This is a genomic window from Streptomyces sp. NBC_01017, assembly GCF_045162795.1.
In the GTDB taxonomy this organism is placed as follows: domain Bacteria; phylum Actinomycetota; class Actinomycetes; order Streptomycetales; family Streptomycetaceae; genus Streptomyces; species Streptomyces machairae.
This window is the reverse complement of sequence record NZ_CP108683.1, coordinates 3,718,365-3,736,683: the sequence shown is the minus strand read 5'-3', so window position 1 is coordinate 3,736,683 and position 18,319 is coordinate 3,718,365. Positions and strand designations below refer to the sequence as shown.

The 18,319-nt window shown below is 71.2% G+C and carries 19 protein-coding genes; 13 read left to right on the top strand and 6 right to left on the bottom strand.

Features of this window, described 5'->3' with window-relative positions; translation table 11 throughout:
* Positions 1-44 precede the first annotated feature (44 nt).
* A complete protein-coding gene (locus tag OG331_RS16940; RefSeq protein WP_328879060.1) occupies positions 45-701 on the top strand; it encodes a trimeric intracellular cation channel family protein in 657 nt (218 codons plus the stop codon).
* Here the strand turns inward: OG331_RS16940 and OG331_RS16935 are convergent.
* On the bottom strand, positions 610-1,848 hold the full coding sequence (locus tag OG331_RS16935; RefSeq protein ID WP_406196939.1) for an alpha/beta hydrolase: 1,239 nt from the start codon (positions 1,846-1,848) through the stop codon (positions 610-612). The genes OG331_RS16940 and OG331_RS16935 overlap by 92 nt on opposite strands.
* A gap of 191 nt (positions 1,849-2,039) precedes the next feature.
* Between OG331_RS16935 and OG331_RS16930 the strand changes: the two genes are divergently transcribed.
* Together OG331_RS16930 and OG331_RS16925 are read left to right on the top strand one after the other, a co-directional pair.
* On the top strand, positions 2,040-2,903 hold the full coding sequence (locus OG331_RS16930; protein ID WP_328879058.1) for a thioesterase family protein: 864 nt from the start codon (positions 2,040-2,042) through the stop codon (positions 2,901-2,903).
* Between the two features lie 237 nt (positions 2,904-3,140).
* Positions 3,141-3,578: a hypothetical protein gene (locus tag OG331_RS16925; RefSeq protein ID WP_406196936.1), complete on the top strand. Its 438-nt coding sequence runs from the start codon at positions 3,141-3,143 to the stop codon at positions 3,576-3,578.
* Positions 3,579-3,648: 70 nt separating this feature from the next.
* Here OG331_RS16925 and OG331_RS16920 read toward each other — a convergent pair whose 3' ends face one another.
* The gene (locus OG331_RS16920; RefSeq protein WP_406196934.1) at positions 3,649-4,275 is read right to left on the bottom strand and encodes a TetR family transcriptional regulator; all 627 of its coding nucleotides are present in this window, start codon (positions 4,273-4,275) and stop codon (positions 3,649-3,651) included.
* A gap of 147 nt (positions 4,276-4,422) precedes the next feature.
* Between OG331_RS16920 and OG331_RS16915 the strand changes: the two genes are divergently transcribed.
* The 3 genes from OG331_RS16915 (at position 4,423) to OG331_RS16905 (ending at position 7,023) form a co-directional block, all read left to right on the top strand.
* On the top strand, positions 4,423-4,575 hold the full coding sequence (locus OG331_RS16915) for a hypothetical protein (protein ID WP_328879055.1): 153 nt from the start codon (positions 4,423-4,425) through the stop codon (positions 4,573-4,575).
* A 57-nt stretch (positions 4,576-4,632) separates the two neighbouring features.
* Positions 4,633-4,905: a DUF4190 domain-containing protein gene (locus tag OG331_RS16910; RefSeq protein ID WP_406196932.1), complete on the top strand. Its 273-nt coding sequence runs from the start codon at positions 4,633-4,635 to the stop codon at positions 4,903-4,905.
* 942 nt (positions 4,906-5,847) lie between these two features.
* Positions 5,848-7,023, top strand: coding sequence for a cysteine desulfurase family protein (locus tag OG331_RS16905; RefSeq protein ID WP_406196930.1), 1,176 nt, complete (start codon positions 5,848-5,850; stop codon positions 7,021-7,023).
* Between the two features lie 16 nt (positions 7,024-7,039).
* Here OG331_RS16905 and OG331_RS16900 read toward each other — a convergent pair whose 3' ends face one another.
* Positions 7,040-7,705 carry an N-acetylmuramoyl-L-alanine amidase gene (locus OG331_RS16900; RefSeq protein ID WP_406196928.1) on the bottom strand — a complete coding sequence of 222 codons (666 nt, stop codon included), beginning with the start codon at positions 7,703-7,705 and terminating at the stop codon, positions 7,040-7,042.
* A gap of 60 nt (positions 7,706-7,765) precedes the next feature.
* Here OG331_RS16900 and mnmA point away from each other — a divergent pair, with 60 nt between their 5' ends.
* Positions 7,766-8,896, top strand: coding sequence for a tRNA 2-thiouridine(34) synthase MnmA (mnmA, locus tag OG331_RS16895; RefSeq protein ID WP_363032592.1), 1,131 nt, complete (start codon positions 7,766-7,768; stop codon positions 8,894-8,896).
* 60 nt (positions 8,897-8,956) lie between these two features.
* Here the strand turns inward: mnmA and OG331_RS16890 are convergent, their stop codons facing one another.
* Positions 8,957-9,736, bottom strand: coding sequence for an alpha/beta fold hydrolase (locus tag OG331_RS16890; RefSeq protein ID WP_406196926.1), 780 nt, complete (start codon positions 9,734-9,736; stop codon positions 8,957-8,959).
* A gap of 37 nt (positions 9,737-9,773) precedes the next feature.
* Entirely contained in the window at positions 9,774-10,097 is a 324-nt protein-coding gene (locus OG331_RS16885; RefSeq protein WP_406196924.1) for a DUF427 domain-containing protein, read from the bottom strand.
* Positions 10,098-10,147: 50 nt separating this feature from the next.
* On the opposite strand from OG331_RS16885, the gene OG331_RS16880 reads away from it, so the two are divergent.
* From OG331_RS16880 to OG331_RS16860, 5 genes are all read left to right on the top strand, one after another.
* Complete coding sequence (locus OG331_RS16880; RefSeq protein ID WP_328879048.1) at positions 10,148-10,687, top strand: TIGR00730 family Rossman fold protein; 540 nt, start codon at positions 10,148-10,150, stop codon at positions 10,685-10,687.
* A 27-nt stretch (positions 10,688-10,714) separates the two neighbouring features.
* Complete coding sequence (locus tag OG331_RS16875) at positions 10,715-11,404, top strand: SDR family oxidoreductase (protein ID WP_406196921.1); 690 nt, start codon at positions 10,715-10,717, stop codon at positions 11,402-11,404.
* 71 nt (positions 11,405-11,475) lie between these two features.
* Complete coding sequence (locus OG331_RS16870) at positions 11,476-12,486, top strand: methionine synthase (RefSeq protein ID WP_406196919.1); 1,011 nt, start codon at positions 11,476-11,478, stop codon at positions 12,484-12,486.
* A gap of 16 nt (positions 12,487-12,502) precedes the next feature.
* Complete coding sequence (gene ligA, locus OG331_RS16865; protein ID WP_406196917.1) at positions 12,503-14,695, top strand: NAD-dependent DNA ligase LigA; 2,193 nt, start codon at positions 12,503-12,505, stop codon at positions 14,693-14,695.
* A 272-nt stretch (positions 14,696-14,967) separates the two neighbouring features.
* On the top strand, positions 14,968-17,202 hold the full coding sequence (locus tag OG331_RS16860; RefSeq protein ID WP_406196915.1) for a putative bifunctional diguanylate cyclase/phosphodiesterase: 2,235 nt from the start codon (positions 14,968-14,970) through the stop codon (positions 17,200-17,202).
* 49 nt (positions 17,203-17,251) lie between these two features.
* On the opposite strand, the gene OG331_RS16855 is transcribed toward OG331_RS16860, so the two are convergent.
* Complete coding sequence (locus OG331_RS16855; protein WP_406196912.1) at positions 17,252-17,839, bottom strand: TetR/AcrR family transcriptional regulator; 588 nt, start codon at positions 17,837-17,839, stop codon at positions 17,252-17,254.
* Positions 17,840-17,926: 87 nt separating this feature from the next.
* Here OG331_RS16855 and OG331_RS16850 point away from each other — a divergent pair, with 87 nt between their 5' ends.
* The gene (locus tag OG331_RS16850) at positions 17,927-18,298 is read left to right on the top strand and encodes a DUF4267 domain-containing protein (protein ID WP_406196910.1); all 372 of its coding nucleotides are present in this window, start codon (positions 17,927-17,929) and stop codon (positions 18,296-18,298) included.
* Positions 18,299-18,319 lie beyond the last annotated feature (21 nt).

The window sequence follows — 18,319 nt, the reverse complement described above, 5'->3', positions numbered from 1 at the left end:
TTCCTTTGCAAGGCGGGGGCCTCGCGCTGAGCGAGAATATGCGGGTGCTCCAGCAACTGTTCAGCCCGTCCGTCCAGCACACGCTCGACCTGATCGGCATCTTCGTCTTCGCCATCTCCGGCGCGCTGCTGGCCGTCCGCAAGAACTTCGACGTCTTCGGCATCGCCGTCCTCGCCGAGGTCACCGCCCTGGGCGGCGGGCTGTTCCGGGACGTGGTCATCGGGGCCGTGCCCCCGGCCGCGTTCACGGACCTGGGGTACTTCCTGACCCCGCTGCTCGCCGCGCTCCTGGTCTTCTTCCTCCACCCGCACGTGGAGCGCATCCAGACCGGTGTGAACGTCTTCGACGCCGCGGGCCTCGGCCTGTTCTGCGTCGCAGGGACGACGAAAGCGTACGACTACGGCCTCAACCTCACGGCCTCCGTCGCCCTGGGCCTCGCGACCGCTGTGGGCGGCGGTGTGCTGCGCGACGTCCTGGCGAACGAGGTGCCGTCACTGCTGCGCTGGGACCGCGACCTGTACGCGGTCCCGGCGATCGTCGGCGCCACGATGACCGTCCTGTGCATCCACTACGACGCCCTGACCCCCTTCACCAGCACGCTCGCGGCCGTCACGGCCTTTGTGCTGCGGCTTCTCGCGATGCGGTTCCACTGGCGAGCTCCGCGGGCCTGGAACCGGCGGTCGACGGTGCGAGAGGACTAGTCCCCGGCGCCGTACGGGTCTGCTGCCGGGGCCCCATCACCTCGCTCAGCCAGCGGAACGCCGGGACCACCTGCGGTTTCCACAGCGCCATGGTGTGACCGCCCGCGCTGCTCGGGATGAAGACCGCGTTCACGGTCGTCGGCGCCTTCGCGGCCCGCTCGACGGCCATGGCCGCCTCGTAACCGTCCTTCGGCTGACCGGAGAGGTAGAGCGCCACGCGCGGCGGGACACGGGACTTCTTGAGGAGGACGTACGGGTTGTTCGCGGCCCGCAGCGCCGGGGACTTGGCGGCGAGCGACTGGCTCACGGCGACGGGGTCGTTGTAGCCGGACAGGCTGACCGCGGCCCGGAAGCGGTCGGGGTGGGCGACGGCGAGCTTGGCCGCGCAGTGCCCGCCCGCCGAGTACCCGGCGACCGCCCAGCCGTCCGGCGCGGCCTGGGCGCGGAAGTTGTCCATGACCATCCTCGGCACGTCGACGCTGAGCCAGCTGTCGGCGTTCACCTTGCCCGGGATGTTCGCGCAGCCGGTGTCCACGCCGGGCAGCAGCGAGGTGCGCGGCGAGACGATGATGAACGGCTCGACCTGCCCGCTGCGCATCAGCGGCGCCAGCTGCTGTGGCGCGTCCATCGTGCCGTACCAGGCTTTGGACGAGCCCGGAAAGCCCGGCAGCACCTCGACGACCGGGAACCGGTGATTGCGGTAGGCGGGCTCGTGGTACTGCGGCGGCAGCCAGACGTTGACCTCGGCGTGCACTCCGGAGACCCGGCCCTTGAGCTGCGTGACGAGCACCCCGCCCTCGGCGCGCATGCCCGGCCCCTTGGCCGGCTTGAAGGTCTGCCGCACCTTGGGCAGCTTCTCCAGCGCGATCCCGCCGGTGCCGCTCGCCCCGAGATCGGCGGCCTCGTGCACATGGTCGCTGGTGCCGAGCAGATCGCCCCAACTGTCGTACAGCTGGTTGGAGTTGTTGACCATGGTGAAGACCAGGGCGACCGCCGTGGCCTGGGCGAACAGCAGCATCAGCACCCGGGCGGCGCCCCGTACGACCTTGGGCCCGCGCACCCGCGACCACAGGACCAGCGGCAGCGCGACGGCGACGACGCACAGCGCGATCAACGTGTAGAGGAACGGGGTCCCGGTGAGACTCATGTCCTCATAGAGGGGCAGAGCGGGCTTCGGGTTTCGGGCGAGCCGGGGCACTTGCTGAGAAGTTGCGCACATCTCGTTCGAAGGCTGTGCACCCCCGCCGGAAAGGGGGTGATCCCTTGCCGGAAAGGGGTTGCGCCCTCACTCGGAGGAAAAAGCTACCGCTTAGTAGTTAGCTGTTGTACCGTTCATCCATGCCAGAAGCAGCCTCTGCCCCGACGGCCCCACGGGCCACGATCGGCGACAGCGAGTTCGACCGCGACACCGCGCTGACCCTGCGCGAAGCCGGCGTCTACGACATCGACCTGTCCGCCGGCTGGACGATCATCAGCGCCGTCAACGGCGGCTACCTGCTGGCCGTCCTCGGCCGCGCCCTCGCGGACGCGCTCCCGCACGGCGACCCGTTCACCATCTCCGCGCACTACCTCACCGCCTCCCAGCCGGGCCCGGCGGTCGTCCGCACCGACGTGGTGCGCACGGGGCGAACGCTGTCGACCGGCACCGCCTCGCTCTTCCAGTACGACGAGCAGGGCCGCGAGATCGAACGCATCCGCGTCCTCGCCTCCTACGGCGACCTCGGCTCCCTCCCCGACGACGTCCGTACGACGGCCGAGCCGCCCGCGATCCCGCCGATGGACCACTGCTTCGGCCCCGAGGACGGCCCCGCCCCCGTCGACGGCAGCTCGGCCATCGCCGACCGCCTGATGCTCAAGCTCGACCCGTCCACCCTGGGCTGGGCACTCGGGCAGCCCTCGGGCAAGGGCGAGATGCGGGCCTGGTTCGGTCTCGCGGACGGCCGCGACGCCGACCCCCTCTCCCTCCTCCTGGCCGTCGACGCGCTGCCCCCGACGGCCTTCGAGATCGGCATCTCCGGCTGGGTCCCGACGGTCGAACTGACCGTCCACATCCGCTGCCGCCCGGCGCCGGGCCCCCTCCGTGTGTCCATCACCACCCGCAACCTCGCCGGCGGCTTCCTGGAGGAGGACGCGGAAGTCTGGGACAGCGCGGACCGGTTGGTGGCGCAGTCGAGGCAGCTGGCGAGGGTACGGCTCGGCTGAAGCGGCCCCGGGGGGCGCAGGGCCCGTATCGCGATCGAGTTCCGCCGTGTCACGGCCCTGTACCGGCGAGTTGGCTGAGTATCCAAGGAAAGTCGCAGGCCAGCGGCGTGTGTTGAGGTGCGCTTTGCCCGGCGCACAGGTCCTCGACAGCGGGGCCTCAAGGGAGCCCTGAGCGGCGTTGGTTGAGTGCCGCCCAGGACTTCCTCAGTTTCCTCATCCTCCTTGGAGCTGTCTCTCATGAAGCGTGCACGTCTCCTCTCCGCCGTGGCCCTGCTGGCCCTCTCGCCCCTGGCCCTGGCGGCCTGCGGGTCCGGCGACTCGTCGTCGACGTCGAACAGCGGCAACTCCGGGCAGCAGCAGTCGTCGTGCCGGCAGCCGAGCGGTGCTGCGTCGGGGGCGCCCAGCGGTGCGCCGTCGGGCGCTCCTACCGCGCAGCCGTCCGGTGCGCCGACGGGTGCGGCCTCCGGCGCGCCGTCGGGTGCGCCGAGTGGTGCGCCCAGTGGCGGCCCCGGTGGAGGGCAGGGTGGCGGTCAGGGTGGCCCCGGCGGGGGGCAGGGTGGCGGTGGCTGTGGTGGTCCCGGCGGGGGTGGCCAGGGCGGCGGGGCGGCTCCCGGCGGGGCGCCGAGTGGTGCGCCGAGCGGCGAGCCGGCGGCGGCGACGGCGACCAAGAGCTGACCTACGAGACGTACGGCAGGGGCGGCACTCCCGGTGAAGGGGGTGCCGCCCCTGTGGCGTTGTGCCTTCCTCAGTCCAGCCAGTGCTCCCGGCCGATGCTGATCAACCGCATCTGGCGGGTCGCGACCTGGGCGACGCGCTGCCGCTCCTCCTCCGGTGCCTCCAGGGAGTCCAGGAACAGGGAGGCCGTCATCAGCATCTGGTCGACGTAGAGGTTGGCGAGCATGAGGAGGTCGTCGTCGTTCCAGCCCTCGGAGACCGGGTCCTTGGTGAGCGCCACCTTCACCTCCTCGGCGAAACGGGCCAGTTGGTCCTGGATCGCCTCCCGCACCGACTGCACGCCGCCGTGCCGCTCGCGGGCGATGAAGCGGACGTGGGCAGGGTGGGTCTCGACGTGCCGGGAGATCAGGTCGACGGCGCGTTCTATGCGTTGGTCGCTGTCGCCGACGGAGCTGACGATCGTACGGATCATCGGGTGCAGACTGCCGAGGGCCTCCTCGACGAGGGCGACTCCGAGGTCGGCGGTGGAGCGGAAGTGCCGGTAGAAGGCGGTGGGGGCAACGCCGACGGCCCGGGTGACCTCGCGCAGGCCCAGACTGCTCAGGCTCTGCTCCTCCAGCAGTGCCAACGCCGCGTCCAGGAGGGACTGGCGGGTCTTCTGCTTCTGGGCCTGCCGGATACCGAAGGTGTGACTCATACCATGCAGTTAACAACTGTTCTCTGGAATTGAAAAGCCGTGGGGCGCGCTAGACTTGGAGTCAGTGAACAACTGTTACTACAACTGTTCACCGAAACTTAACGAGAGAGATCTCCAGCGAGAGGGATCTCGAAGGGGGCTCCATCCATGCTGTTCCTCGTCGCCGCGCTCCTGTTGCTGGGTGTGCTGTTGGGCACCGTCGCCCACGCACCGCTCGCCTTCACCGCCGTCGCCGCCGCCGTGATCGCCGTCTGGCTGGGCATCTTCGCCGCCCGCGAGCGTCACGCCCGCCGCAACTGACTCCGTCGTCCGAAGCGACTTCGTCATCCGAACCGACTTCTCGGGAGCTGACACCCCATGCACCTCACCGCACCGGCCACCACGCGCCCCGGCACCCGCACCCGCGACGCCGACGGCATGGCCGTGGCGTCCTTCATCCTCGGCCTCCTCGGCCTCCTCGTCTTCAACCTCTTCCTCGGCCCGACCGCGATCGTCCTGGCCGCAGCGTCCCTGTGGCGCGGGACCGAGCGCAGGGGGCGCGCCTACCTGGGCATGGGCCTGGGCGTCGCGGACCTGCTGGTCCTGCTGGCCTTCGTGCAGGTGGACAACACCGTTTCCTGGGGCTTCTAGGAGTTCCGGAAGGCCGGCCCCGGACCCGACGGCAAGCGGCTTGGGACGAGCCGCAGCCGCGGACGGTCGGTCCGCGGGGCGCCGCCGACTGACTGCCGTCAGCTGAACCGCCGCTGATTGACTGCCGTCAGCTGCCGCCGCAGCCGCCAGCCGCTCACCGTCGGCCTACCGGTGCCCGGCGCTCGCGCTCCGCTGGTCAGGCTGCCGGGACCGGGGGACTGGTTCGCCCGCCGCCCGATGGCAGCCGCCTGCCGCCTGCCGCCCGATGGCCGCCGCCTGCCGCCTGCCGCCCGATGGCAGCCGCCTGCCGCCTGCCGCCTGCCGCCCGATGGCCGCCGCTGCCGTCCGGCGCTTGCTGTCTGTCGCCGGCCGTCGGTTAACCGCAGCTTGTCGTCGGCCTTTCGCCAAGCGCTGACCACTGACCGCTGACCGCCGCCTACCGCCTGCCGTCGGCCTACCGGTGCGCGGCGCCCGGCATCCGCTGGTCAAGCTGCCGGGACCGCAGGAGTGGCTCGCGCGCTGCCGGGTGCACGTCGTCGCTGCCCGATGTCCGGTGCCCGCCGTCGGCCTACCGGGGCCCTGTGGTCACGCCGCCGGGGGTGATTCGCCCGCTGTGGCCTGCCCGCCGCCCGCCAACCGCCGCCTGCCGCCCATCGTCCGCTGATCGCCGCCCGCGCCGTCGGCCTGCCGGTGTCCGGCGCCCCGGGTCAGTGCCGCGACTGCGGGAGTGGCTCGTGCGCTGGTTGGCGCCGGCCCGCGGTCGGCCGCACCACCAACCCGCGGGGGGAGTCGTTCCGCAGGGCGGAACGGGTGGTGCGGGCCGCAGTGCCGGGTGGGTCGCCATCGAGGTCGACTGCAACGCGGGCAAGGCGCAATCCAGCCACACCCCGCGGCAACCTGGGCGCGAGGCCGCAGGGCGGCGCCCGTAGAATCGGGCTCACCATGGCTTACCTCGACCACGCCGCGACGACCCCCATGCTCCCGGAGGCGGCAGAGGCACTGACCGCCCACCTGAGCGTCACCGGCAACGCCTCCTCCCTCCACGCATCCGGCCGCCGCGCGAGGCGTACCGTCGAGGAGGCCCGCGAAACCCTTGCGGAAGCGCTCGGCGCCCGCCCCAGCGAGGTCGTCCTCACCTCCGGCGGCACCGAGGCCGACAACCTCGCGGTCAAGGGCCTGTACTGGTCCCGACGCGACGCCGACCCGGCCGGCACCCGCACCCGCATCCTGGCCAGCCCCGTCGAACACCACGCCGTCCTGGACGCCGTCCACTGGCTCGGCGAGCACGAGGGCGCCACGGTCGAGTACCTCCCGGTCGACGCCCACGGCCGCGTCCACCCGGACGCCCTGCGCGAAGCCATCGCCCGCAACCCCCACGACGTCGCCCTGGCCACCGTGATGTGGGCCAACAACGAGATCGGCACGGTCATGCCGATCCGTGAACTGGCCGACGCGGCAAGGGAGTTCGACGTCCCCCTGCACGCCGACGCCGTCCAGGCCTTCGGCCAGGTCCCCGTCGACTTCGCCGCCTCCGGCCTCGCCGCGATGACGGTCTCCGGTCACAAGATCGGCGGCCCGTACGGCATCGGCGCCCTGCTCCTCGGCCGTGACCACACCCCCGTCCCCGTCCTGCACGGCGGCGGCCAGGAACGCCACGTCCGCTCCGGCACCCTCGACGTCCCCGCCATCGCCTCCTTCGCGGTCGCCGGCCGCCTCGCCGCCGAGCAGCGCGAGTGGTTCGACCGGGAGATCGGCGCCCTGCGCGACGCCCTGGTCGAAGCGGTCCGTACGGCAGTCCCGGACGCGATCCTCGGCGGCGACGCGGCACCCGGCGGCCGCCTCCCGGCCAACGCGCACTTCACCTTCCCGGGCTGCGAGGGCGACTCCCTGCTCCTGCTGCTGGACGCCCAGGGCATCGAGTGCTCCACCGGCTCCGCCTGCACCGCGGGTGTCGCCCAGCCCAGTCACGTCCTCCTGGCCACCGGTACCGACCCCGACCTGGCCCGCGGCACCCTCCGCTTCTCCCTCGGCCACACCTCCACGGAGGCCGACGTCGAGGCGGTCGCGAAGGCGATCGGCCCGGCGGTGGAGCGGGCGCGGGCGGCAGGGCTGACGTAAGCGGCTGCGGCCGCGGTCACGCCTTCGTCGTACGTGCCGCCCGCACCAGCTTCATGTACCGGTCCCAGTCCCAGTGCTCCCCGGGATCCGTGTGGTCGGTCCCCGGCACCTCCACGTGCCCGATGATGTGCTCGCGGTCGACCGGGATGTCATAGCGCGCGCATATCCGGGCCGTCAGCCGCGCCGAGGCCTCGTACATCTCGTCCGTGAGGTCCTGGCGGCGCTCCACGAAGCCCTCGTGCTCGATGCCGACACTGCGCTCGTTGTAGTCGCGGTTGCCCGCGTGGTACGCCACGTCCAGCTCGCGGATCATCTGCGTGACGTGGCCGTCCTTGCGGACGATGTAGTGCGCGGCCGCACCGTGTTCCGGGTCCTGGAACACCTTCACCGCGCTGGCGAAGCTGCCCTGGGTGACATGGATGATCACCATGTCTATGCCGTAGTCGTCGGGCCGGTCCGCCCGCCGCCAGTTCGCGTCCGACGCCGCCACCCACCGGGCACCGGTGTAGTCGACCTCGCCCTCCTTGCGCGGCTTCTCCACGCCCGGAACCCGCCACCACAGCCGCGCGAGCTCGTCGCGGGCCAGCACGGCCGAGCCCGCCGCCGCCACTGCCCCACCGATCAGCAACGCGCGCCGGCCGACCTTCCGGTCGCCGTCCTTCGGAGCCTTCCGCTGTCCCATGTGATCGTCAACGGATACTCGCGGGTCCTGGTTCCCACGCCCCCGTACCCTGGAAGGGTTATGACTGACACCGCGCAGCCCTCCCGCCCCCTCCGTGTCCTCGCCGCCATGTCCGGCGGGGTCGATTCAGCCGTCGCCGCCGCCCGTGCCGCCGAGGCGGGCCATGACGTGACCGGCGTCCACCTCGCGCTCTCCGCGAACCCTCAATCCTTCCGCACGGGCGCGCGGGGCTGTTGCACCATCGAGGACTCCCGCGACGCCCGCCGCGCCGCCGATGTCATCGGCATCCCGTTCTACGTGTGGGACCTCGCCGACCGCTTCCGCGAGGACGTGGTCGAGGACTTCGTCGCCGAGTACGAGGCCGGCCGCACCCCGAACCCGTGCCTGCGCTGCAACGAGAAGATCAAGTTCGCGGCCCTGCTGGACAAGGCGCTGGCCCTCGGCTTCGACGCGGTCTGCACCGGCCACTACGCGACCGTCGTGCTGAACGAGGACGGCAGCCGCGAGCTGCACCGGGCCTCCGACATGGCCAAGGACCAGTCGTACGTCCTCGGTGTCCTGGACGAGCAGCAGCTCGCGCACGCGATGTTCCCGCTCGGCGACACCCTGACGACGAAGGACGAGATCCGCGCGGAGGCCGAGCGCAGGGGCCTCGCGGTGGCGAAGAAGCCCGACTCGCACGACATCTGCTTCATCGCCGACGGCGACACCCAGGGCTTCCTCGCGAACCGCCTCGGCAAGGCGGAGGGCGACATCGTCGACGAGTCGGGTGCGAAGCTCGGCACGCACGAGGGCGCGTACGGCTTCACCATCGGCCAGCGCAAGGGCCTGCGCATCGGCACCCCGGCCGCCGACGGCAAGCCGCGCTATGTCCTCGACATCTCGCCGGTCAACAACACGGTGACGGTCGGCCCTGCGGACTCCCTCGACGTCAGCGCCCTCACCGCCATCAAGCCCCGCTGGTGCGGCACCGCCCCGACCGGCCCCGGCACCTACACCGCCCAGCTCCGCGCCCACGGCGGCGAGACCGAGGTGACCGCCGAACTGGTCGACGGCACTCTGGAGGTCACCTTCACGGAGCCGGTCCGCGGAGTGGCCCCCGGCCAGGCGATCGTGCTGTACGACGGCACGCGCGTGGTGGGCTCGGCGACGATCGCGTCCACGGTGCGGGCGACGACCGCAGCCGTCTGAGGCGAGGCGCCCGGGCGGAGCCGAACTCCCGGCACACGCGTGTGCCCGTCGCCGCCCCGATCACGCCCCGAAGAACTCCGCCAGCACCGGCCCGAGAACGTCTGGCTCCACCGTGTGGGTCTGCCCCTCCAGGCTCCGGTACGTCCCCTCGGGCACGGTCTCCGCGACCGCCCGCGTCGCCTCGCGCATCCACGCGGGGCTCAGGCTGCCCGCGACGGCCAGCACCGGCACCCCGATCGAGGCCAGCCGGTCCCGGGGCACCAGACCGTCGCCCATCACTGCGTTGTCGTACGCCAGGCTCGGCGCGACGGTCTCCAGGCCGGGCCACATGGGCGACTGGCGGGCACCCTGGATCATCTGCTCGGCCATGCCCGTGAGCCGCAGGAAGAGCTCGACGGCGTCCCCGCGCCGCCCTTCCGCCAGCGCCTCGGTCAGCCGCTCGGTGTACTCCGCGCGCTCCTTCGCCCCGCCCTCCTGGACGGCGAACGGCACCTCGTACACCGCGACCTGACGCACAGGCAGCCCGCTCGCCGCCGCCTCGAGCACCAGGGCGCCGCCCGACGAAACGCCGTAGAGCGCCGCCTCGCCACCCACCGCCTCGATCAGCGCGGCAAGATCCTCGACCTCGCGCTCCACCGCGTACGGCTGGGTGTCACCGCTCTCGCCCCGCCCTCGACGGTCGTACGAGACAACCTTGAAGCGATCCGCGAGAGGCACGGCCAGCGGCGCGACAGTGCCCCCGGTGGACATCGCCCCGCTGACCAGGATCACCGCCGGCCCCTGCCCGCTGCTCTCGTATGCGATGGAGGTGCCGTCGTGCGAAATGGTGTTCTTGTCCATGCCTGTGCAGATTGCCGTACAGGGCGGACCTAATCGTTTACGACACTTCGACTTCGTAGAAGCACAGGTGGTCCTTGATCTCGGCCACGTCCGGCTTCGGGTCCGGATAGGCCCAGACGAGGTCCGCCGTGTCGGGCAGCGACCAGTAGGAGGCCGTTCCCTTGAACGGGCAGTAGGAGTGCGTCTCCGAGGGCGTCAGCAGGTCCAGTCGTACGTCCTCCGGCGGGATGTAGTAGCGCACGGGACAGCCCGTCTCCCGCAGGAGGAGCGGGCGGTCGGATTCAGCCAGGATCTGGTCGCCGCGGACGACCCGCACGCGTCGCGTGCCCTGCTCGATCGTGATCGTGTGTCCTTGAGCCATATCGGAAAAGCGCTCGCGGGCCCCCGGTTCTTCCCGCGTACGGTGGCTGCATGCGTATCTGTGTCTTCCTCTCCGCCGCCGACCTCGACGACCGTTACACACGACCCGCGCGCGAGTTCGCGAAACTGCTGGGCAAGGGCGGGCACACGCTCGTGTGGGGCGGCTCCGACGTCGGGCTGATGAAGGTGGTCGCCGACGGGGTGCAGGAGGCGGGCGGCCGGCTGGTCGGGGTCTCCGTGCAGTTCCTCGCATCCAAGGTCCGCCCGGGCGTCGACGAGATGGTGATCGCGAAGGATCTGGCCGAGCGCAAGAAGCTGCTGCTGGAGAAGGCCGACGCCGTGGTGATCATGGTCGGCGGTACCGGCACCCTGGACGAGGCGACGGAGATCCTGGAGCTGAAGAAGCACGGCCACACGGACAAGCCGGTCGTGCTGCTCAACACCGCGGGCTTCTACGACGGTCTGAAGGAGCAGTTCCGTCGCATGGACGACGAGGGCTTCCTGCCCCGCCCCCTGACCGACCTGGTGTTCTTCGCGGAGGAGCCGGTGGGGGCGCTGGCGTACCTGGAGGAGAGCCAGGGAGTGGAGTGACCGGCCACTGATGCGAGCATGGCGGGCATGGCTACACATGTGATCACCGGAGCGGGCTCCGGCATCGGCGCGGCCGTCGCCCGCCGACTGCACGCGCGTGGGGACGATCTCGTCCTCCACGCGCGCGACGCGGGCCGGGCGAAGGAGCTGGCGGCCCAGTTTCCCGGCGCGAAGACGCTGGTCGGCGACCTGGCGGACCCGGACAAGCTGTCCTGGGCCTTCTCCCACCAGGGCCTCCCGGACCGCGTGGACTCGCTGCTCCACATCGCCGGGGTCGTCGATCTCGGCCCGGTGGGCGACCTGACGCCGAAGTCCTGGCGCCATCAGCTGAACGTCAACCTGATCGCCCCCGCGGAACTGACCCGTCACTTCCTTCCCCAACTCCGCGCAGACCGCGGCCACGTGATCTTCGTGAACTCGGGCGCGGGCCTGAGTGCGAGCGCCGAGTGGTCCGCGTACGCCGCGTCCAAGCACGGCCTGAAGGCCCTCGCCGACTCCCTGCGCAACGAGGAGCACGACAACGGCGTCCGGGTCACGTCCGTCTACCCCGGCCGCACCGCCAGCCCGATGCAGGCGAAGGTCCACCAGCAGGAGGGCAAGGAGTACGACGAGTCGAAGTGGATCGACCCCGAGTCGGTCGCCACGACGATCCTGATGGCCCTGGACCTCCCGAGGGACGCGGAGGTCAACGACCTGACGGTGCGACCGGGGAACTGACGGCACATCCCGGGTTCGGCCCGTACCCCAGGCACGGTCCCCGCCCCCGGAGGGTTACGTAGGCTTCGGGGGTGAGTAACAACACCACCCAGTTCAGCTTCGGCGGAGCCACCGGCATCGGCTCCATGCCCGGCGGCGACGCCCGTGAGGCCGCCAAGACCGTCACCGGGTCCTTCGAGGACTTCCCGTTCCTCGCCGAGCTGCCCGCCCGCGGCCCCGGCGCGGACATGATCGGGCGGACGGCGGGGATGCTCGTCGAGCTGTACGCGCGCGTGGAGCCCAGCGGATGGCGGATCGGGGACCGGCCGGGCCGGGACACCAGGCGGGCGAGGTCGTGGCTCGGGGAGGACCTCGACGCGCTGGAGGAGTTCACTCAGGGATACGAGGGGTTGCTGAAGGTCCAGGCCGTCGGGCCCTGGACCCTGGCCGCCGCGCTGGAGCTGAGGAACGGCGAGGTCGTTCTCTCCGACGCCGGCGCCTGCCGCGACCTCGCCGCCTCGCTCGCCGAGGGGCTGCGGCAGCACCTGGAGGAGGTCCGGCGCCGCGTCCCCGGCGGCCGGCTCGTCCTCCAGCTCGACGAACCCTCGCTCGTCGCCGTACTGCGCGGACAGGTGAAGTCCGCCAGCGGCTACCGGACCCACCGCGCCGTCGACCGGCAGATCATCGAGGCCACCCTGCGCGACGTCGTCGGGGTTCACGGCGACGGCCCCGTCGTGGTCCACTCATGCGCACCGGACGTCCCGTTCGCCCTGCTGCGCCGGGCGGGCGCGGCGGCGGTCTCCTTCGACTTCTCGCTCCTCACCGAGCGTGACGACGACGTGATCGGCGAGGCCGTGGAAGGGGGCACGCGGCTCTTCGCAGGTGTCGTCCCGGGCACGGACGGCCCATTGTCAGACCCTGCCGGTAGCGTCATGGGTGTCAGGACGTTGTGGCGCAGGCTGGGGCTGTCACCGGGGCTTCTCGCGGAGGCGGTCACCCTCACGCCGTCGTGCGGACTCGCGGGGGCCTCCCCGGAGTACGCCCGCAAGGCACTCGCGCACTGCGCTCGGGCGGCGAGATCCCTCGCGGACAACCCAGAGTAACGGGAGGACGATTACGGTGGCCGGCGACAAGCAAGCGGAGACGACGGTGCCCACAGAGGCACGGGAGAAGCACGCGAAGCTCGCTGAGCAGATCGAGGAGCACCGCTTCCGGTACTACGTGAAGGACGCTCCGGTCATCAGCGACGCGGAGTTCGACGACCTCCTGCGCTCGCTCGAAGCACTGGAGGACGAGTATCCGGAGCTGCGCACACCGGACTCGCCGACCCAGAAGGTCGCCGTCGAGTACGAGACGGACCTCGCCGAGGTGGAGCACCGCGAGCGCATGCTCTCCCTGGACAACGTCTTCGACGACGCGGGCCTCGCCGCCTGGGCGGAGAGAGTGGCCAAGGACGTCGGCGGTCCGGACTACCACCTGCTGTGCGAGCTCAAGGTCGACGGTCTCGCGGTGAACCTGACGTACGAGGACGGCCGGCTCACCCGGGCCGCCACCCGGGGCACCGGCCGGATCGGCGAGGACATCACGCCGAATGTCATGACGATCGCGGAGATCCCGCATCGGCTGACGGGCGATCGTGTGCCGCGGCTCGTCGAGATCCGCGGCGAGGTCTACTTCCCGATGGAGGCCTTCGCGGACCTCAACGCACGGCGTGTGGCGGCCGGGGAGAAGCCGTACGCCAACCCGCGCAACTCCGCCTCCGGTTCGCTGCGGCAGAAGGACCCGAAGGTCACGGCGACGCTTCCGCTGCACATGGTGGTCCACGGCATCGGCGCCCTGGAGGGGTACGAGGGCATGGGCCGCCTCTCCGAGGCCTATGACCTGCTCAAGAGCTGGGGCCTGCCCACCTCCACGCACGCCCGGGTGGTCGACGACCTCGACGGCGTCCGGGAGTTCATCGCGTACTACGGCGAGAACCGCCACTCCGTTGAGCACGAGATCGACGGCGTTGTCGTCAAGGTCGACGAGATCCCGCTCCAGGGCCGCCTCGGCTCGACCTCGCGCGCGCCGCGCTGGGCGATCGCGTACAAGTACGCGCCGGAGGAGGTCAACACCAAACTCCTCAACATCCGTGTGGGCGTGGGCCGTACGGGCCGGGTCACGCCGTACGCCCAGGTCGAGCCGGTCACGGTCGCGGGCTCGGAGGTCGAGTTCGCCACCCTGCACAACCAGGACGTCGTCAAGGCGAAGGGCGTCCTCATCGGCGACACGGTGGTGCTGCGCAAGGCCGGTGACGTGATCCCGGAGATCCTCGGGCCCGTCGTGGACCTGCGTGACGGCAGCGAGCGCGAGTTCGTGATGCCGTCCGAGTGCCCGGAGTGCGGCACGGCGCTCAGGCCCATGAAGGAGGCCGACGTCGACCTGCGGTGCCCGAACGCCCGCAGCTGCCCGGCCCAGTTGCGTGAGCGCCTGTTCTATCTCGCGGGCCGCAAGGCGCTGGACATCGAGCACTTCGGCTATGTGGCCGCCGCCGCGCTCACCAAGCCGCTGGAGCCGTCCGAGCCGCCGCTGCTGGACGAGGGCGACCTGTTCGACCTGACCATGGAGCAGCTGCTGCCCATCAAGGCGTACGTCCTCGACCAGGACAGCGGCCTGCCCAAGCGCGACCCGAAGACCGGCGAGGAGAAGATCGTCACGGTCTTCGCCAACCAGCAGGGCGAGCCCAAGAAGAACGCGGTCGCGATGCTGGAGAACATCGCCGCCGCGAAGTCGCGTCCGCTCGCCCGCATCCTCACCGGCCTGTCGATCCGCCACGTCGGACCGGTCGCCGCCGAGGCGCTGGCCCGCGAGTTCCGCTCCATCGACCGCATCGAGCAGGCCGACGAGGAGGAGTTGGCGAACACCGACGGGGTCGGCCCGATCATCGCCGCCTCGCTGAAGGAGTGGTTCGCCGAGGAGTGGCACCAGGAGATCCTGCGCAAGTGGAAGGCGGCCGGCGTCCGCACGGAGGAGGAGGGCTCCGGGGAGGACGAGGGACCGCGTCCGCTGGAAGGGCTTACCGTCGTCGTCACCGGCACGCTGGAGCACTTCACGCGCGATGGCGCCAAGGAGGCGCTGCAAACTCGCGGAGCGAAAGTGACCGGTTCCGTTTCGAAGAAGACATCTTTTGTTGTCGTAGGTGACAATCCTGGGTCCAAGTATGACAAGGCAATGCAGCTCAAGGTGCCTGTTTTGAACGAGGACGGCTTCAACGTCCTGCTGGAACAGGGGCCCGACGCAGCGGCCGAAGTTGCGCTCCCCGCAGAGGAGTAGCGGTTGAAGGCCCCCCGATCGGCGCATACCAGATGCATACGGGTGGCTAGGGCGCATTCGGGCAACCGTCGACGACCGCTGCCCGTGGAAGCCTTCTGCGGCCTACTGTTGAGGTATGCGCCTGCCGTGCCCAGCTGCGGTCGGGGCATCCCCTTGGCTCTGCAGAGCTTTGAAGGGCGAGGGGAAGGGTTTTCCAACGCGGTGCCGTTGAAGGTTGTTGTCGGGCATCGGGCCGCGTGGCGTGGGCACCGCCGGCTGTGAGAGGGACGGGAATGGAACCGACCGAGAGTGCCGCCCCTGACTCACGGCTGCGCCGGATCGCCGGCGCGTGGCGAGGGTGGGCGGCACGGACCGCGAGGCGTTCGCGGGCGGAAAGTGGTGCGGGGAGCACCGCCGGGCGGAAGGTCATGACGGAGGGCCGCACCGCCGTGCCGTTCGGCGCCGAGCACGCCGACGGGCTGCCCGGCTCCGATCACGAACGGCACCTGTCCTGGCCCACGCTGCCCGCGGCGGTCGTCGCGGCAGCCGGGTTCGTTCTCGGCGCCGGTTTCTACCGGGCGTTCTCCGGCGACCACGCCCTCTTCCCGTCCGGCACCGTCGGCTGGTCCCTGGCCGTGCTGACCGGCATCATCGTCGGCCATCTCGTCGCCCTCGGCCGCGCCCGCTGGTGGGGCGGCACCGGATCCGGCGCCGCCCTCACCCTCGCCGTGCTGATGCTGTACGGCTGGGTGCCGGCCGGCATGGTCAGCCTCACCGTCGTCGTCCTGGTGGGCATCGCCCGGCGGGGGCGCTGGCTGCAGGGCGTGCTGCACGGCGCGGTGGACATCCTCGGTATCGCCGCCGGAGCCCTCGTGCTGGCGGCCTTCGGCCGGGTACCGACCGTCGAGAACCCCTGGGACCCCGACACCTGGACGCTCTACACCGCCCCCGGCGTGGTGCTCGTCGCCGCCGCCTATCTCGCGGTCTCGCGTGTGCTGCTCTGGTACCTGCACGCCCCGCGCGGCGGCCTGCCCACCGTCGCCCGCACCGCCCTGGTCAGACAGGGGCTGGTCGCGGTCGCGCTGCTCGGCATCGCCCCGCTCGTGTGTGTGGTCGCCTCTGCCAAGCCCCTGCTGCTGCCGCTGTTCTCCATCCCCCTCGTCGCCCTCGACTCCACTCTGTGGATCGCCCGGGCGCGGGCGGAGGAGCAACTGCGCGACCCGCTGACCGGGTTGCCCAACCGACAGTGGCTGCTGGAGCGCATCTGGACCGCGCTCGACGACGCCGAACGCATCGGCGCCCGGTCCGCCCTGATGCTGATCGACCTCGACCGTTTTCGATCGGTCAACGACACGCTCGGTCATCTCGCCGGTGACCGGTTGCTGTTGCAGATAGCCGACCGGCTGCGGCTCGCCCTGCCGCGCGGAGCGGAGGCCGCGCGGCTCGGTGGTGACGAGTTCGCCGTCTTACTGCCGGTCGCCGACTCCACGACGTCCGCGACCCGGGTGGCCCGCAGCCTTGTCGCCGCCCTCAGCTCCCCGCTCGACCTCGACGGCCTCACCCTGGTCCTGGAGGCCAGCGCCGGTGTCGCCGTCTTCCCCGACCACGCGGTCGACGCCGAGGGGCTGCTGCGGCGCGCGGACGTGGCGATGTACCAGGCGAAGCGGGACCGTACGGGTGTGGAGGTCTACGAGTCGAAGCGGGACTCCAACACGCCGGACCGGCTGGGCCTGCTGGGAGATCTGCGCCGGGCACTCGACGCACACGAGGTCGAGCTGCACTACCAGCCGAAGGTCCGCTTCGACGGACAGGTCGCCGGCCTCGAGGCCCTGGTCCGCTGGGTGCATCCCGAACGCGGGAAGGTGCCGCCGGACGAGTTCATAGCGATCGCCGAGTCGTCCGGGCTGATGCCGCATCTGACGGAGTACGTGCTGGAGACGGCGCTCGCGCAGGTGGCCCGGTGGCGGGCCCAGGGGCTGTTCGTGCCCGTCGCCGTGAACGTCTCCCCGCGTGACGTCCACACCCCCGGATTCGCCGGCTCCGTCGCCGCGCGGCTCGCCCGGCACGGTGTCCCGGCAGGAGCGCTCCAACTGGAGATAACGGAACACGTCCTGCTTGAGGACCCGCAGCGCGCCGCGGACACGCTCGCCGCGCTGACCGGGCACGGCGTGAAGATGTCCCTGGACGACTTCGGCACCGGGTACTCGTCCCTCGTGCACCTCAGACGGCTGCCCGTGAGCGAACTGAAGATCGACCGTTCGTTCGTGGCCCGGCTCGCGGTGGACAACGAGGACGCGGAGATCGTGCGCTGCACCGTGGACCTCGCGCACTCGCTGGGCCTGCTCGTGGTCGCCGAGGGTGTCGAGGACGACGAGACCTGGGAACGCCTGCGGGACCTGGGCTGCGACGCCGTACAGGGATGGCTGGTCGCCGCGGCGATGCCGCCCGACGAGACGACGGCGTGGCTGCGGGCGCGGGGGTCGCGCGGGTGGCAGCGGCCGCGTGCGGCGCTGCCGGCCGCCGAATGAAGGCCCTGCGTGCGGGTCGCCTGAAGAAGGTCCGTTGCGCGCGGTGTTGCTAGCTGTCCGCCCCCGCCGTGAAGTGACCCGTCAGCAGTTCCAGCCGTCGCTCGTGCGCCCCCTCCGGCAGCCGCCCGCTCCGCATCAGCGTGACCAGACCGTGCAGGCTCGCCCAGTACGTCTCCGTGAGCAGGGCCGGGTCGTCTCCCTCGGCGGCGATCGGCTCGACCGCTGCCAGCAGTTCGGCGAAGGCCCGCTGTAGCGCCTCGGGGGCCTCGGGGGTGGCGAACGGCAGGTCCACCCGGTGCGTGAACATCGCGTCGTAGAGCGCCGGCCGGCGACGTGCGAACGCCGTGTACGTCTCGCCCACCGCCACCAGCGCGGCGCGTTTGCCCTGCGCCGCGGTACGGGCCGTACGCAACTCGTCGGCCATGTCCGCGCACCCCTGCACCGCAACCGCGGCCATGATCGCGTCCGTGCCCTTGAAGTGGCTGTAGAGGACGGGCTGGCTGTACTCGATCTCCGCCGCCAGCCGGCGGGTCGTCACCGCGTCCCAGCCCTCGGCCTCGGCGAGTTCCCGCGCGGCCGTGACGATGAGCCGCTCGCGTTCCGCTCGTTCGCGCTCCTTGCGCGTCTGGATCGACATGCCAGGAACTCTAGCAGCGCTAGCGCGACTGTCGATGCTCTGCTAGCGTCGCTCCTGTCTCTAGCGCTGCTAGCAAGGAGTGAAGGCATGACCGTGACCGCGTACACCCTGGCCGTCGTGCTCAACCTGTTCTGCGTGTTCCTCGGGTACCGCTTCCTGTTCCAGCCGGCCTCCGCCGCCACCGGCTACGGCGTCCCCGCCCGGCCGGACGGCGACGCCGGCGCCTACCTCTCCGTGAAGGGGCTGCGTGACGGCACCTTCGGCCTGGTGGGCCTGGCGCTGCTGTTCTTCGCCGGCGCCCGTGCCGAGGCCTGGTTCATGCTCGCCGTGGCGATCGTGCCGCTTTTCGACACACTGATAGTGCTGCGGCACGGCGGTACGAAGGCCGTCGCGTTCGGAGTCCACTTCGCCACGGCGATCGTCGTGCTGATCAGCGCCGCCCTGCTCTTCCTCGTCTGACCTCGTCCGAGTACGTCAAGA